Below are 13,571 nucleotides of genomic sequence, written 5' to 3' on the forward strand. Positions count from 1 at the left end.
CGAATTTTCAAATTGAAGGACAGTTATTATGACGTTTTCATTTAGTGGTAAAGCTTTAATTGTAGGTGGTTCAAGTGGTATCGGTTTAGCAACAGCTGTTAGCTTAGTTAGCAGTGGCGTAAGTGTGACCATTGTGGGTAAAAATACCGAGAAGCTTGAACGTGCCGTCGCAACGCTTAAAAACGCAGTTCAAGATAGTCGAGTGAATGTAGACTCATTGAGTGTCGATTTATATAAAGATAGCGATGTGGAAGCGTTAATTGCACACGTAAAAGCGCAAGCCACACCATATCAGTATTTGGTTAATGCGGCTGGCTATTTTAATCCGACAGCCTTTACGCAACACACGCCGAGTGACTATGATCAATACCATACGCTTAATAAAAGCGTGTTTTTTATTACCCAAGCAGTGGCTATTGCAATGCAAAGTGCGGGGGGCGGCAATATCGTTAATGTCGGCTCTATGTGGGCAAAGCAAGCGGTTAAGGCTACGCCATCGTCTGCGTACTCAATGGCAAAAGCAGGTTTACATGCGATGACGCAACACCTTGCTATGGAGCTCGCCGAGCACAATATTCGAGTTAACGCTGTTTCGCCAGCGGTGGTAAAAACACCCATTTACAATGCCTTTATTCCAGAGAATGAAACGGATGAAGTACTCGCTTCTTTTGACGCTTTTCATCCAATTGGACGTATAGGTACACCAGACGATGTCGCCAGCAGTATTGCTTTTCTATTGTCTGACCAAGCAAGTTGGACGACTGGCGCCATTATCGATGTAGATGGCGGCGTGATGGCAGGTAGAAATTAAGTATTAACAAGTTAAACGAGAAGGTAGCTTATGCTAAACATGAATTTTGACATACGACTCGCTATTGAAACGCAAAGTGAGCCATGGCAGGCGTCGCCGTCAAGCACGGTTTGGCGTAAGCCCCTTGAGCGCGAAGCGAGAGAGTCGGGCCACACAACCAGCATAGTGAAGTACGAAGCAGGAGCCAGTTTTAAACAACACAGCCATCCGTTAGGGGAAGAAATCTTTGTACTTGAAGGCGTGTTTTCTGACGAACATGGCGACTATCCCGCAGGGACTTATATTCGCAACCCGCCTGGGAGCAAGCACAGCCCTTTTAGTAAAGAAGGGTGCGTAATTTTGGTGAAGCTAAACCAGTTTGATAAGCGCGACCTTGATGAGGTGAGAGTCAATACGAACACGACACCATGGCTTCAGGGGCAGGGTGGTTTACAGGTGATGCCTTTGCATCAGTTTGAGCATGAAAGTGTAGCGTTGGTAAAATGGCCAGCGAATGAAGTGTTTAAACCTCACCGACATTTTGGTGGCGAAGAAATCTTTGTGCTGTCTGGCACGTTTAAAGATGAACATGGTAGCTATCCTCAAGGTACTTGGCTTCGAAGCCCTCATATGAGTCAACACCACCCCTTCGTTGAGGAAGAAACAGTGATTTGGGTTAAGACTGGACACTTGCCAGTCGCGTTGTGAAATTCCGCCTTGTCTATTACGGCAAGTACCTAAAACAAAAAAAGGAGGCCTTCGCCTCCTTTTCTAGTCGTTAACTAGAGCGCGTTAGTCCCACACCCCGTCTTCAGACTTACCTTGAATGTCGCAATCGCCCGCTTTGTATTCCACTTTCTCGCCACTGTCTTTTTTCTTGAAGTAGTCTTTACTGATAGAAACAATAGTCGGCGTCATCCACACAATAGCGATAATATTAATTACCGTCATTAAGCCTAACGCCATATCTGCCATTGCCCACACTTGTGGAAGCGCTGCCTGCGCACCCCAGTAAATCATTCCCAAATAACCAATGGTATACGCAGCGCGTCCAGCGCGGTTATCTAGCTTAAACATGTGCAGGTTACTTTCGCCATAGGCGTAGTTTGCTACCACAGAAGTAAAGGCAAATAAGCTAATGGCAGCGGCAACAAAGTCTGTTCCGCCTTCACCCAAATGACTGCTCATGGCGTCTTGCGTTAGGCGAATACCTTCCATTTGCTCTGAGCTTGAACCGCCGGCAAGTAAAATAATAAATGCCGTGGCGGTACACAGCACCATGGTGTCCAAAAACACGCCTAGCATTTGTATATAACCCTGTGAAACGGGATGATTAGGGTTAGGCACTGCACTTGCTGCAGCATGAGGTACAGAGCCGCTTCCGGCTTCGTTAGAGTACAAACCGCGCTGAATACCGTTTTTAATCGCCGCGCCAAGTGCACCAGCACCGGCTTCTTGTAAACCAAATGCTGATTTAACGATATCGAGAAGCATAGCTGGCAGTTCTGAAATATTGATAAACGTGATTGCAAGTGCCACTAATACGTAGCCTATACCCATGAAAGGCACAACGTACTCAGCAAAGCGTGCGATACCGCGTAAACCACCTACAACGATAAGTGCTGCCAAGGCAATAATAGCAACACCTACGTATTCACTTGGAAATGCATAGGCGTTGTTAAGTGCATCTGTAATGGTATTGGCCTGTACGGCGCTAAATACAAACCCATAGCCGAAGAAAAGGCACAAAGAAAATGCTACTGCAAGCCAGGTTTTATTTAAGCCTTGTTTGATGTAATAAGCAGGACCGCCACGAAATTCACCGTTTTCATCGCGCACTTTATAAAGCTGGCCTAGCACACTTTCGGCAAAGCCCGTTGCCATACCCAAAAGTGCAATCATCCACATCCAGAATATAGCGCCAGAGCCACCTAAAGATATGGCAACGGCAACACCCGCTAAGTTACCGGTTCCAACCCGAGCTGATAGGCTTGTACAAAGCGCTTGAAATGAGCTTATGCCGTCTTTTGTTGCTGTATTACTGCCTTTTAGCAGGGAAAACATATGGCCAAAGTGTCGCAGCTGCACGCCGCCAAGCTTTACCGTAAACCAAATACCACACGCCAGAAGCATGATAATGAGTACTTGGCCATCTCCCCACAACACGTTGTTTACAATAGAAACGAGTTCGTTGATCACGCACTTTCCTTTGTTATTGTTATTAGGACTCAGACAACACATCGCAGCAAATTAACACTACCGTACCCGCATAGCAGTTTCGCGTGGTTAAATTGCCGATCTGGTATAGAAAAGAGTAGGTCCATCAGTCATAAAAGCTCAATACTAGCATGACATTATCAAAAATGGGGGAAGAAAAAAGCGGGTGACTATGAAGTTTTGAACTTGGATATAGCAAATAATAAAAAACCGCTCAAAAGAGCGGCTTTTCAAGAATATGGCTGGGGTAACAGGACTCGAACCTATGAATGGCGGGATCAAAACCCGCTGCCTTACCAACTTGGCTATACCCCAATATTGGTGCGGAAGGAGAGACTTGAACTCTCACGCCGTGAAGCACTGGAACCTAAATCCAGCGTGTCTACCAATTCCACCACTTCCGCATGTGTAGACTTTCCAATTAAGGAAATATAAAAGTTGGTGGCTACGGCGAGATTCGAACTTGCGACCCCATCATTATGAGTGATGTGCTCTAACCAACTGAGCTACGTAGCCTTACACTTTTATTTTCAATAAAAAACCGCTCTGTGAGCGGTTTCTCAAGAATTTGGCTGGGGTAACAGGACTCGAACCTATGAATGGCGGGATCAAAACCCGCTGCCTTACCAACTTGGCTATACCCCAATTGGTGCGGAAGGAGAGACTTGAACTCTCACGCCGTGAAGCACTGGAACCTAAATCCAGCGTGTCTACCAATTCCACCACTTCCGCATAGACATTAACTGCAATATTCTTAAAAAAGAATGGCTGGGGTAACAGGACTCGAACCTATGAATGGCGGGATCAAAACCCGCTGCCTTACCAACTTGGCTATACCCCAGTCGTGGTGCGGAAGGAGAGACTTGAACTCTCACGCCGTGAAGCACTGGAACCTAAATCCAGCGTGTCTACCAATTCCACCACTTCCGCGCAGCTAATTTTCCTAAGATTATCGAGAAATATGGTGGCTACGGCGAGATTCGAACTTGCGACCCCATCATTATGAGTGATGTGCTCTAACCAACTGAGCTACGTAGCCTCTTTATTTCTCTTCCCTCTCAGGAAGTGGCGCGTATTATGCGTATATGACTGGCAACCGTCAACCCCTTTTTTACTAACTTTTTCTAAATGCTTATTAAGTGTTCGCTGGGGTACGAATAACACTCAAAAAGTGGCGAATTTGAACAACTTGAGAGATTCTTGCCGCATAGAATTATAGTTTGTCATTTGCCAAAAGTGCAGTGATAGGCAGTATCAATAAAGCATATTGGACAAGTTTTATACAATGCTTTAGTGCTAAACCGCGATTAACAAATACGGCCTCGTACCATTGAAGCCGTATTTTAATTCCATGCTAACCAAAATAATTGAGTTTATGGTGTCGTCGTCGCTTTGGTTTGGTGATAGCACACATCGATTGGGCGAGGGCCATAACTGTTATCGTGAAAAAACGGGTTATCGAGCGTTCTACCTATGTGAATGCGCTGTTTAAACTCTTCATTGTTTGTAGTCTGTATAAAGTACGGGGTATCTTGGGGCTTATGTACTTTGGCGCTAAGAATAGTGCTGTTTTCCACCAATGTATCGAGTACACCGCCATTTGCGAGATTACCTCTTGGCAGTTTTTGTAAAACATCCATGCCTTTAACAACGCGGCCGACCACAGACATATTTCGGTCTAAATGTCGCGGCGCTTGACCAATCACAATATAAAACTCAGTACTCGCGGTATCTTTTTCGCTGTTACGAGCAAAAGCAACAACACCTGGACAATGTAACCCCCACATTTGTTGTTTATCTTTGTCGATGCCAACAGCAAACCCGTCTAAAAAACCGGTCTTAGGGGCAAACATATCTTTGTCTTCAATCGATACGACATTCCCAGAAAGGGGCTGCGTAAACTCAGCGTCAATATCGGACAAAAGTGCAGGCTCGAATTTAGTCGCATCATGGCTGTCATTACTTCCTGCTTGTGCGACAAAGCCATCAACAACCCGGTAAAAATGTTGATTGTCGTAAAACTTAGCGTTAATCAGCGCTTTAAACCGAGCGACATGTTTAGGTGCAAGGGCAGGGTGTAGCGCGATAACCACATCACCTAATGGTGTAGTAAACGTGACAGTTTGTTGTTGAGCGACTTCAAACCATTTACCGGTGTTACTGTTCACAGTGGATTGACTTGTGTTTGCCAACTTCTCGCTAGGTTCAGAAGCAAGCGCTGGTAGCGTTGCTATTGGCACGCCCAACGACATCAGAATAAGTGTTTTTAGCGTAAAACGCTTAATGATGGCTGCTTTTTTGTCAGATACGGTGTTTCTACTCATTTCGCTTCCGTTGATGAGACGTGAAAACACTTTTATATCAGGGTGTTTAGGTTTGCTCAAACTTAAAACAAAAAAGCCACCTGAACAGGTGGCTTTAACAAAAGTTTGTCATTGATGCTTACACATCAAGGTAACGCTTTTATACATTAAAACGGAAGTGGATAACGTCGCCGTCTTTTACAATGTAGTCTTTACCTTCTAAACGCCATTTACCCGCGTCCTTCGCACCTTGTTCGCCATTAAACTCTACATAATGGTCGTAGCTTACGATTTCCGCACGAATAAAGCCTTTTTCGAAATCGGTGTGAATTTTACCTGCTGCCTGCGGTGCAGTTGAGCCTTCAGGGAAGGTCCATGCGCGCACTTCTTTTACACCAGCAGTAAAGTAGGTTTGCAGCGTAAGTAGGCTGTAGCCTGCGCGAATAACGCGGTTAAGGCCTGGCTCTTCTAAACCCATGTCTTGCATGAATTCTTCACGCTCGTCATCTTCAAGTTCAGCAATGTCTGCTTCAATAGCAGCACACACTGCCACTACAGTCGCATTTTCACCTGCTGCAATTTCGCGAACTTGATCAAGATATGGGTTGTTTTCAAAACCGTCTTCGTTAACGTTCGCTACATACATGGTAGGCTTAAGCGTAAGCATGTTCATGTAGCTAATAGCTGCCAGTTCTTCTTTTGAAAGCTCAAGTGAACGAAGCAATAAGCCTTCGTCAAGATGCGGCTTAATCTTCTCAAGTACTTTCATTTCGTACTTGGCGTCTGCGTCACCACCTTTAGCACGTTTTGCTACACGGTGAAGCGCTTTTTCAGTTGTTTCAAGGTCAGCAAGTGCTAACTCGGTATTGATAACGTCAATGTCGTCCTTCGGACTAACGCGACCAGCAACGTGCACGATGTTTTCATCGTCAAAGCAGCGAACTACATGGCCAATTGCGTCAGTTTCACGAATGTTAGCCAAGAACTTGTTACCAAGACCTTCACCTTTAGACGCGCCTTCAACTAACCCTGCAATATCTACGAATTCCATCGTGGTAGGAATAACGCGCTGAGGATTTACAATTTCAGCTAGCTTGTCCAAACGAAGGTCTGGCACAGGTACTACACCAGTGTTCGGTTCGATGGTACAGAAGGGAAAGTTAGCCGCTTCAATACCCGCTTTAGTTAATGCATTGAAAAGTGTTGATTTACCTACGTTCGGTAGGCCAACAATACCGCATTTAAAACCCATGGTATGGATCCTTGTCTGGAAAAGTAATCACTGTTAATCGGTTACGCTTTATGCGAGTGTAACCTGTTCTGCGCTTGCTTTAGGTCTTCTTTAAGCAGAATTTCGGTGCAGCGAACCGCTTCATCAATCGCGCTGTCAATTGCTGCTTTTTCATCTGCAGGTGGCTTACCTAGCACGTGACCGGTTACACGGCTTTTGTGTCCAGGATGCCCAATGCCTATACGCAAACGTAAAAAATTCTTGTTGTTACCCATTTTAGCCACAATGTCACGCACGCCGTTCTGACTGGAGCTGCCACCCACTTTGTACTTTGCTACACCAGGGGGTAAATCGAGCTCGTCAAACGCAACTAATATTTGTTCTGGTTCTATTCGGTAGAAGTTAGCAAGTGCTGCAACCGCTTGACCACTCTTATTCATAAAGGTGGTGGGGTAGAGCAATCGAATGTCTTTGCCTGCAATGGTAATGCGAGCCGTTTTACCGAAGAATTTTGTTTCTGGTTTTAGCGGGGCGTTATAGGTGTCGGCAAGTTGGTTTAGAAACCATTCGCCGGCATTGTGTCGGGTATTGTCATATTCGGGGCCTGGATTACCCAGACCCACGATAAGGCGAATATCAGCCAAGAGGATTATTCCTCAGTAGCTTCTTCTTCGCTGTCTTCAGCTGCTGCGCCTTTAGCAGGCTTAACAGTTACAACCGCTAGGTCGTGTGCTTCGTCGTTCTTAGCAAGTTCAACAGAAGCTACACCAGCTGGAAGTGTTAGGTCAGACAAGTGTAGTGTTTGACCCATTTCAACGCCTGCCATGTCTACTTCGATGAACTCTGGTAGATCTTTAGGCTGACAAGTCACTTCGATTTCTGTTAGGTGATGCTCAGCAACACCGCCAGCTTTAACCGCTGCAGATTTCTCTTCGTTGATGAAGTGAACAGGAACGTTAGTGTGTACAGCTTGACCAGCGATTACACGTTGGAAATCGATGTGCATGATCTTTGGCTTGTACGGGTGACGTTGCATATCTTTAACAAGAACTTCAGTTGCTTTACCGTCTACATTCAAAGTAAGAACGTGTGAGTAAAACGCTTCAAATTCAGAAGCTTGAAATACTTTGTTGTGTGCAAGCGTGATAGAAACTGGCGCTTCTTCACCACCGTAAATGATACCTGGAAGCTTATCTTCGCGACGTAGGCGGCGGCTCGCACCTTTCCCTAGGTCTGAACGAACAGATGCGTCTAGGTTAAAAATTGCTTCAGACATTGTCTGTCTCCAATTATAAAGTCTAATGGTGTAGGTTTTTGCGACCAAAACCTACTGTTAAATTGTGTTTATCCGTACTCAAAAAGCACGTCATTACACCACCTCGAATTTCAAGGGCGGCGAATTCTAACACCACAACTACAAACATACAATTACTAGCAAACAAAAAGCGCCCACTAAGGCGCTTGTAATCACACTATTTATGCGGATGCAACTTATATAGTGTGTTTATTGTGTTTGAATGTTATCAATCACCTTACTGGTATCAAGTACCTTGATAGTGTTTACTTGCAATACGGTACCGAATTGAGTGAATGTCATTACATCGGGTTTTGTAACACCATTAACTTCGACAATTAACCCATTCTTTTGATAGGTTTCGTCTAGCCCATGTAGGGTATAGCGGTCGCCATTTTCGGCAATAAAGGCATAAAAACCGCCTTCCAGCTCTTTATATATAATAGAGCCTGTGAGTGTGACAGATTGCGTTTTTGACGATTCTATTGCCGCACTTTGCTTGACGGGTTCTGCTTCTAGCGCTTTAGGTTTGGCGCTTTCGGCATTACTCTGCATCTCTTTTTTATCAGCCACAGTAGCGTCTCCATTCTCTTCTTTATTATTGCAACCAGACAGTAGCAGAGTTGATGTCGCTACAGTAATTAGACATAGCGAGGATATTTTCATTTCTCTTCCTTTTGTAAATAGAATTACGGCTGTACACATTAACAACCGAGCTGGTAGGTGTTTACCTACTATTTGGCTATAGTGTTAGCAGAAAGTGAAGGTGGAGGCAAAATATGTTTAGCGCGATAAGCATTGAGTAAAACGCCATTCCTTCTTTTTCAGCTTGAGTAATTTCTACATTGATTAACACCATATTATACACTTGTGACCATAACCATTTCTTAACAGCCGGTTTAAATCACTTCAAATCACACCTGTATTATTTTGTCACTAACCTCTATTTACCTGATGCATGTCACAAAATAAAGTCTGCATTATTGTGTCTTTTGTAACGTTGATGTCGTCGCTATCTAATTGAAGGGGAAGGAATTAAACGCAATTTAATCAGTAGGTTAGCGTTGTCGTGCATACGAGTAATACATAGAAAAAGTATTCTTTTTTATCACTTTTTTGAATGCAAATTTTTTAGCAGGCGAGATTCGTTTGAATCTCATAAGAATTGAGACGTAATTCACTTTGGTATAATGACTGCAACAATCGTTTTGTCAAAGAAAGGTAGGGTGTCTTTAAGGTCGCACGAGCGTGTTAAACCCAAAATATGTTTTTGGGTTCAAGGGCTATTTAGCACAATACCTTATTTTCTGTGCATGGATGTATAAGCGCAGCGAAACAATACGTTAAGGAGAAAATGATGAAACATTTAGGTAAAATTCTAGCAATCTCAAGTTTTGCGCTTACTCTGGGCGCGTGCGATGTAAATAAAACGAAAGATGGTGAGATGCCAGATGTTGACGTTGATGCAGGCGAAATTCCTGAGTATGAAGTCGTTAAAACAGAGGACGGAGAAATGCCAACAGTCGACGTCGACGGTGGTGAACTTCCAGAGTACGAAGTAGAAACAGCTGATGTTGAAGTGCGTACTGTCACTAAAGAAGTCGAAGTTCCGGTAGTTGATGTTGAAATGCCCGAAGAAGATGACGATACCGACGATAACTAATGGGCTGCATTCGCGAATGTAATTAAAAAAGGCGAGCCATGCTCGCCTTTTTGCTGTTTGCTTACATCAAGTGCAATTAGTACTCAAACATCGCAGAAATAGATTCTTCGTTGCTAATACGTCGAATGGTTTCTGCAAGCATCTCAGACAACGTAAGTTGCTTAACTTTACCCATTTTCTGCATTTCTGCACTTAGTGGGATAGAGTCAGTCACAATAATTTCATCGATCACAGACTCTTTAAGATTGTTTACAGCATTTCCAGAGAAGATAGCGTGAGTAGCATAAGCATATACTTTTCGAGCACCATGCGCTTTCAACGCTTCCGCTGCTTTTGCCAGCGTACCGCCTGTGTCAATCATGTCGTCGACAATAATACAGTCGCGGTCTTTCACATCACCAATGATGTTCATTACCTGAGCGACGTTCGCTTTAGGGCGACGCTTATCAATAATGGCAAGATCCGTATCGTTAAGTAGCTTAGCCGTTGCACGAGCGCGTACAACACCACCAATATCAGGTGATACAACAACCGGGTCTACAAAATCTCTTCTTACCATATCAGCAAGAAGGATAGGCGTACCGAACGCATTATCTACAGGAACGTCAAAGAACCCTTGAATCTGCTCGGCGTGGAGGTCGATAGTAAGAACGCGGTCAACACCAACATTAGACAGGAAGTCAGCCACTACTTTCGCAGTGATTGGTACCCTAGCTGAACGAACACGACGGTCTTGGCGTGCATAACCAAAATAAGGGATCACTGCCGTGATACGACCAGCTGATGCGCGACGCAATGCGTCGATCATCACGATCAATTCCATTAGGTTATCGTTAGTAGGTGCACAGGTAGACTGAATAATAAAAACGTCCGAGCCACGGACGTTTTCATGAATTTCTACGCTGATTTCACCGTCACTGAAACGGCCAACTTTGGCATTTCCAAGTTTGGTATAGAGGCGATCGGCAACTTTCTGGGCAAGTTCTGGTACGGCATTACCTGCAAAGAGCTTCATATCTGGCACAAGTGGTTCCTCAGTGCGTTGATAAAAGAGGTTTGGCTGGGGTAGCAGGACTCGAACCTACGAATGGCGGGATCAAAACCCGCTGCCTTACCAACTTGGCTATACCCCAATTTTTAAGTTCTTGTCCGATGTGGCGTACACGCTATTTTTGTTGTTCTAATTTATCTAATAGTGGTGAGCGGTTCACACCTTTTGCGACAAAGCTCTGCCAATTATCAGGCATTTCTGCTTGAACTTGCTCGGCTAAAGCGCGGTCAGAAAAAGTGGCAAACACGCAGGCACCTGTGCCCGTCATTCGCGACGGTGCGTAGTGTACCAACCACTGTAATAATTTTGCAACTTCAGGATAGCGATTCTCGACTAATTGCTGACAATCATTGTGAGTTTTTTCAAATTTATAATCTTGCCATTGTATTGCAGGGGTATTTCTTGGCAATTCAGGTGCTGTGAACACTTGTGCAGTGCTCACATGCACATTAGGGTTGGCAACCAAATAGTACATCTCAGGTTGTGGTGCAGGGGTAATTTCCTCTCCAACACCGCCAGCAAATGCCGTTAGCCCTCTTACAAAAATAGGTACATCGGCACCAAGTGATAATCCCAGAGCTGCCAGCTCATCTTCACTTAAACCCGTGTTCCACAAGTGGTTGAGTGCAACTAAGGTGGTTGCTGCATTTGATGAACCACCTCCAATGCCACCGCCCATTGGGAGACATTTATCAAGTGTTATTGTTGCGCCCAGCTTGCATTGTGTTCTTTCTGCCAATAAACGCGCTGCTTTTATAATAAGGTTGTCGTCATCGGCAACGCCTTGTAACGGCATGGACATTTTTATGGTTGAATTTTGAGCGATAGTAAAGGCCAGCTTGTCACCGTAGTCGAGCATTTGAAATAAGCTCTGTAGCTGATGATAGCCATTTTCGTAGCGACCAAGAATATGAAGAAAAAGATTGAGCTTGGCAGGTGAAGGCCACCAGTCTTTTGTGTTTACTTGTGTTTTCAATTGAGCGTCCACTCGTAAATTTTTATTTTAAGTTGTGTTTTCGGTGTATTTTCCGTTTGTTCTTGTGTAAGTGTAATACTATGTGGAAGCCAAACGTTGTCACTGGCTGCTGTTTCAACGCTTCCATAGTTGCCATAACTTACTTTCCAGTTACGGCATAAGGTGCACGTACTTTCTAAAGTATTAACTAAGCCTTTTTCAGTAAGCGTGTAAGAATCGTTTTCAAGAGGAAGGCCTTTGACCCAAGAGAGCAGAGATTCTACAGGAATGATCATGCCAGTAATATTATATATAAGCGGTTCTGGTTGAGCGTCTATATAAGTTTCACCATCGGCCTCTAAAACGGATTTATTATCGGTAACATTAAGGTCTACCATGGTGACGCCAAGAAAGTTGGCTAATCGAAATTCGAAATTACCAGAATCGTTTTTCCAAACTAGATTTAAACTCGCCGCTTCTTTACCCTGACGAAAGGCAATTTTGCCACGCACTTGCCATTTGTTAACTTCGGCAACTTTTTGTAGTTGTGCAGTAAGGTTTACCGTGTGCTGTGGCCCTTTTGGTGCAGTGGTACACGCACTTAGCATAATAAACGTGCTGATACATAAAAATAGAATGCGAATCATTTCAGTAAATGCGCCTGATTAATATTAATACAAATAGTAGTAACAATATGGGAACACAGTTTCACCAACACTTTCAATCATTTTGGCTTTTTCGTACAATGCCGCTCCGACGTTGCCAGCACAGATTTTAATGACTTTACTCGCCCTCGGTATTAACCACAAAACAGCCCCAGTCGCATTACGTGAAAAAGTGGCCTTTACACCTGACTCATTGGTGGAAGCACTTGCGAGCCTAAAAAAGCTTGAAGGAGTAGACGAGTCAGTGATTGTGTCTACGTGTAATCGCACAGAACTGTATGTGAATACCCAAGATGAAAGTGGCCAGAAACTGCTGCAATGGCTCAGTGATTTTCATCATTTAGATGTACAGGAAATTTCAAACAACAGTTATGTGTTAGCGCAGGATGAAGCGGTAAAGCATATCATGCGTGTGGCAAGCGGGTTAGATTCACTAATACTGGGTGAGCCGCAAATTCTTGGACAAGTAAAACAAGCTTTCGGTGACGCAAAACACTCAGGAATGATCAACAGCGAGTTTGATAAGTTATTTCAACATACATTCTCTGTTGCAAAACGCGTGAGAAGCGAAACCGATATTGGTGCTAACGCAGTAAGCGTTGCCTATGCAGCTGTTCAGCTGGCCAAGCATATATTCGCCGAGTTACCCAAGCGCTCAGTGCTGCTGGTAGGGGCCGGCGAGACGATTGAATTGGTCGCGCAGCATTTAAAAGAGCAGGGTGTAAGCAAGATAGCGGTTGCGAATAGAACCGTAGCGCGCGCCGAAGCATTGGCTGAAACCCTCGGAGCAAGTGTTTATACACTTTCCCAGGTGCCAGAACACCTAAAAGATTTCGATATAGTGATCAGTTCTACGGCCAGTCAACTACCTTTAATAGGTAAAGGCATGGTCGAAAAAGCTTTAAAGCAGCGAAAGAACATGCCCATGTTTCTTGTAGACCTCGCAGTTCCAAGAGATATAGAGTCAGAAGTCAATGACTTAGGTGATGCTTACCTTTATACCGTTGACGATTTACAGCATATTGTTCAAAAGAATTTAGAAAACCGAGAACAGGCAGCAATCGAAGCTGAAAAGCTTATAGATAAGCAAGCTGGCGACTACATGACATGGAAACAGTCGCAGCAATCAATCGATTTAGTGAGACAGTATCGCCAAAAAGGCATGGCGCAGCGTGACGATATTGTTGAAAAAGCCAAAGCACAATTGGCAGAAGGAAAAGAAGCTGAAGCGGTATTAGAAGAAATGGCGTATAAGTTAACCAATGCGCTATTGCATCCTACCACATTGGCGTTACGCGAAGCCGCCATGCACGATGATCCAGCGTTAAGTCGTTGGCTAGGGCAAGCATTAGCATTGTCTGACTATATGTCAGAAGAGAATAAATAAGGTAATAAGAAGCAT

13 protein-coding genes and 9 tRNA genes are annotated in these 13,571 nt (G+C 44.2%); 4 read left to right on the forward strand and 18 right to left on the reverse strand.

Features of this window, described 5'->3' with window-relative positions; genetic code table 11:
* The first annotated feature begins 28 nt into the window (after window positions 1–28).
* Window positions 29–811 carry an SDR family NAD(P)-dependent oxidoreductase gene (locus OZ660_RS07445; RefSeq protein WP_274743056.1) on the forward strand — a complete coding sequence of 261 codons (783 nt, stop codon included), beginning with the start codon at window positions 29–31 and terminating at the stop codon, window positions 809–811.
* A 30-nt stretch (window positions 812–841) separates the two neighbouring features.
* On the forward strand, window positions 842–1,498 hold the full coding sequence (locus OZ660_RS07450; protein WP_274743057.1) for a cupin domain-containing protein: 657 nt from the start codon (window positions 842–844) through the stop codon (window positions 1,496–1,498).
* Between the two features lie 84 nt (window positions 1,499–1,582).
* On the opposite strand, the gene OZ660_RS07455 is transcribed toward OZ660_RS07450, so the two are convergent.
* From OZ660_RS07455 to OZ660_RS07520, 14 genes are all read right to left on the reverse strand, one after another.
* A complete protein-coding gene (locus tag OZ660_RS07455) occupies window positions 1,583–2,989 on the reverse strand; it encodes an alanine/glycine:cation symporter family protein (RefSeq protein WP_274743058.1) in 1,407 nt (468 codons plus the stop codon).
* Window positions 2,990–3,246: 257 nt separating this feature from the next.
* A tRNA-Gln gene (locus tag OZ660_RS07460) sits at window positions 3,247–3,322 on the reverse strand.
* A gap of 4 nt (window positions 3,323–3,326) precedes the next feature.
* Window positions 3,327–3,411 (reverse strand) — tRNA-Leu (locus OZ660_RS07465).
* Window positions 3,412–3,446: 35 nt separating this feature from the next.
* Window positions 3,447–3,523 (reverse strand) — tRNA-Met (locus OZ660_RS07470).
* 53 nt (window positions 3,524–3,576) lie between these two features.
* Window positions 3,577–3,652 (reverse strand) — tRNA-Gln (locus tag OZ660_RS07475).
* Window positions 3,653–3,654: 2 nt separating this feature from the next.
* Window positions 3,655–3,739, reverse strand: a tRNA-Leu gene (locus OZ660_RS07480).
* 33 nt (window positions 3,740–3,772) lie between these two features.
* A tRNA-Gln gene (locus OZ660_RS07485) sits at window positions 3,773–3,848 on the reverse strand.
* Window positions 3,849–3,852: 4 nt separating this feature from the next.
* Window positions 3,853–3,937: transfer RNA gene (locus OZ660_RS07490), tRNA-Leu, on the reverse strand.
* Window positions 3,938–3,969: 32 nt separating this feature from the next.
* Window positions 3,970–4,046 (reverse strand) — tRNA-Met (locus OZ660_RS07495).
* 334 nt (window positions 4,047–4,380) lie between these two features.
* Window positions 4,381–5,331 carry a peptidylprolyl isomerase gene (locus tag OZ660_RS07500; protein WP_274743059.1) on the reverse strand — a complete coding sequence of 317 codons (951 nt, stop codon included), beginning with the start codon at window positions 5,329–5,331 and terminating at the stop codon, window positions 4,381–4,383.
* A 139-nt stretch (window positions 5,332–5,470) separates the two neighbouring features.
* Window positions 5,471–6,562 (reverse strand): redox-regulated ATPase YchF, encoded by a 1,092-nt coding sequence (gene ychF, locus OZ660_RS07505; protein WP_071814375.1) that lies wholly within the window; start codon window positions 6,560–6,562, stop codon window positions 5,471–5,473.
* A 41-nt stretch (window positions 6,563–6,603) separates the two neighbouring features.
* Window positions 6,604–7,185 carry an aminoacyl-tRNA hydrolase gene (pth, locus tag OZ660_RS07510; RefSeq protein ID WP_159625350.1) on the reverse strand — a complete coding sequence of 194 codons (582 nt, stop codon included), beginning with the start codon at window positions 7,183–7,185 and terminating at the stop codon, window positions 6,604–6,606.
* Window positions 7,186–7,190: 5 nt separating this feature from the next.
* Window positions 7,191–7,817 carry a 50S ribosomal protein L25/general stress protein Ctc gene (locus OZ660_RS07515; RefSeq protein WP_274743060.1) on the reverse strand — a complete coding sequence of 209 codons (627 nt, stop codon included), beginning with the start codon at window positions 7,815–7,817 and terminating at the stop codon, window positions 7,191–7,193.
* Window positions 7,818–8,045: 228 nt separating this feature from the next.
* Window positions 8,046–8,501 (reverse strand): ribose-phosphate pyrophosphokinase, encoded by a 456-nt coding sequence (locus OZ660_RS07520; RefSeq protein WP_226433044.1) that lies wholly within the window; start codon window positions 8,499–8,501, stop codon window positions 8,046–8,048.
* Window positions 8,502–9,189: 688 nt separating this feature from the next.
* Between OZ660_RS07520 and OZ660_RS07525 the strand changes: the two genes are divergently transcribed.
* Window positions 9,190–9,498 carry a hypothetical protein gene (locus OZ660_RS07525; protein ID WP_201283861.1) on the forward strand — a complete coding sequence of 103 codons (309 nt, stop codon included), beginning with the start codon at window positions 9,190–9,192 and terminating at the stop codon, window positions 9,496–9,498.
* A 76-nt stretch (window positions 9,499–9,574) separates the two neighbouring features.
* Here OZ660_RS07525 and OZ660_RS07530 read toward each other — a convergent pair whose 3' ends face one another.
* The 4 genes from OZ660_RS07530 to lolB all read right to left on the reverse strand — a co-directional run bounded on the left by OZ660_RS07530 (window position 9,575) and on the right by lolB (window position 12,151).
* Window positions 9,575–10,522: a ribose-phosphate pyrophosphokinase gene (locus OZ660_RS07530; protein ID WP_159625344.1), complete on the reverse strand. Its 948-nt coding sequence runs from the start codon at window positions 10,520–10,522 to the stop codon at window positions 9,575–9,577.
* Window positions 10,523–10,555: 33 nt separating this feature from the next.
* Window positions 10,556–10,631, reverse strand: a tRNA-Gln gene (locus OZ660_RS07535).
* A gap of 33 nt (window positions 10,632–10,664) precedes the next feature.
* On the reverse strand, window positions 10,665–11,525 hold the full coding sequence (gene ispE, locus OZ660_RS07540) for a 4-(cytidine 5'-diphospho)-2-C-methyl-D-erythritol kinase (protein WP_274743061.1): 861 nt from the start codon (window positions 11,523–11,525) through the stop codon (window positions 10,665–10,667).
* On the reverse strand, window positions 11,522–12,151 hold the full coding sequence (gene lolB, locus OZ660_RS07545; protein WP_274743062.1) for a lipoprotein insertase outer membrane protein LolB: 630 nt from the start codon (window positions 12,149–12,151) through the stop codon (window positions 11,522–11,524). Before lolB ends, ispE begins: the two co-directional genes overlap by 4 nt.
* A gap of 130 nt (window positions 12,152–12,281) precedes the next feature.
* On the opposite strand from lolB, the gene hemA reads away from it, so the two are divergent.
* On the forward strand, window positions 12,282–13,556 hold the full coding sequence (gene hemA / locus OZ660_RS07550) for a glutamyl-tRNA reductase (RefSeq protein ID WP_274743063.1): 1,275 nt from the start codon (window positions 12,282–12,284) through the stop codon (window positions 13,554–13,556).
* Window positions 13,557–13,571: the final 15 nt, after the last annotated feature.

This window comes from Alteromonas sp. 009811495, from assembly GCF_028865455.1.
Taxonomy (GTDB): domain Bacteria; phylum Pseudomonadota; class Gammaproteobacteria; order Enterobacterales; family Alteromonadaceae; genus Alteromonas.

What these genes read in the sequence shown, in the direction of transcription:
- OZ660_RS07445 (WP_274743056.1), top strand. Translation starts at nt 29, where the DNA reads ATGACGTTTTCATTTAGTGGTAAAGCTTTAATTGTAGGTGGTTCAAGT.
- OZ660_RS07450 (WP_274743057.1), top strand. Translation starts at nt 842, where the DNA reads ATGCTAAACATGAATTTTGACATACGACTCGCTATTGAAACGCAAAGT.
- OZ660_RS07500 (WP_274743059.1), bottom strand. Translation starts at nt 5,331, where the DNA reads ATGAGTAGAAACACCGTATCTGACAAAAAAGCAGCCATCATTAAGCGT.
- ychF (WP_071814375.1), bottom strand. Translation starts at nt 6,562, where the DNA reads ATGGGTTTTAAATGCGGTATTGTTGGCCTACCGAACGTAGGTAAATCA.
- OZ660_RS07515 (WP_274743060.1), bottom strand. Translation starts at nt 7,817, where the DNA reads ATGTCTGAAGCAATTTTTAACCTAGACGCATCTGTTCGTTCAGACCTA.
- OZ660_RS07520 (WP_226433044.1), bottom strand. Translation starts at nt 8,501, where the DNA reads ATGAAAATATCCTCGCTATGTCTAATTACTGTAGCGACATCAACTCTG.
- OZ660_RS07525 (WP_201283861.1), top strand. Translation starts at nt 9,190, where the DNA reads ATGATGAAACATTTAGGTAAAATTCTAGCAATCTCAAGTTTTGCGCTT.
- lolB (WP_274743062.1), bottom strand. Translation starts at nt 12,151, where the DNA reads ATGATTCGCATTCTATTTTTATGTATCAGCACGTTTATTATGCTAAGT.
- hemA (WP_274743063.1), top strand. Translation starts at nt 12,282, where the DNA reads ATGACTTTACTCGCCCTCGGTATTAACCACAAAACAGCCCCAGTCGCA.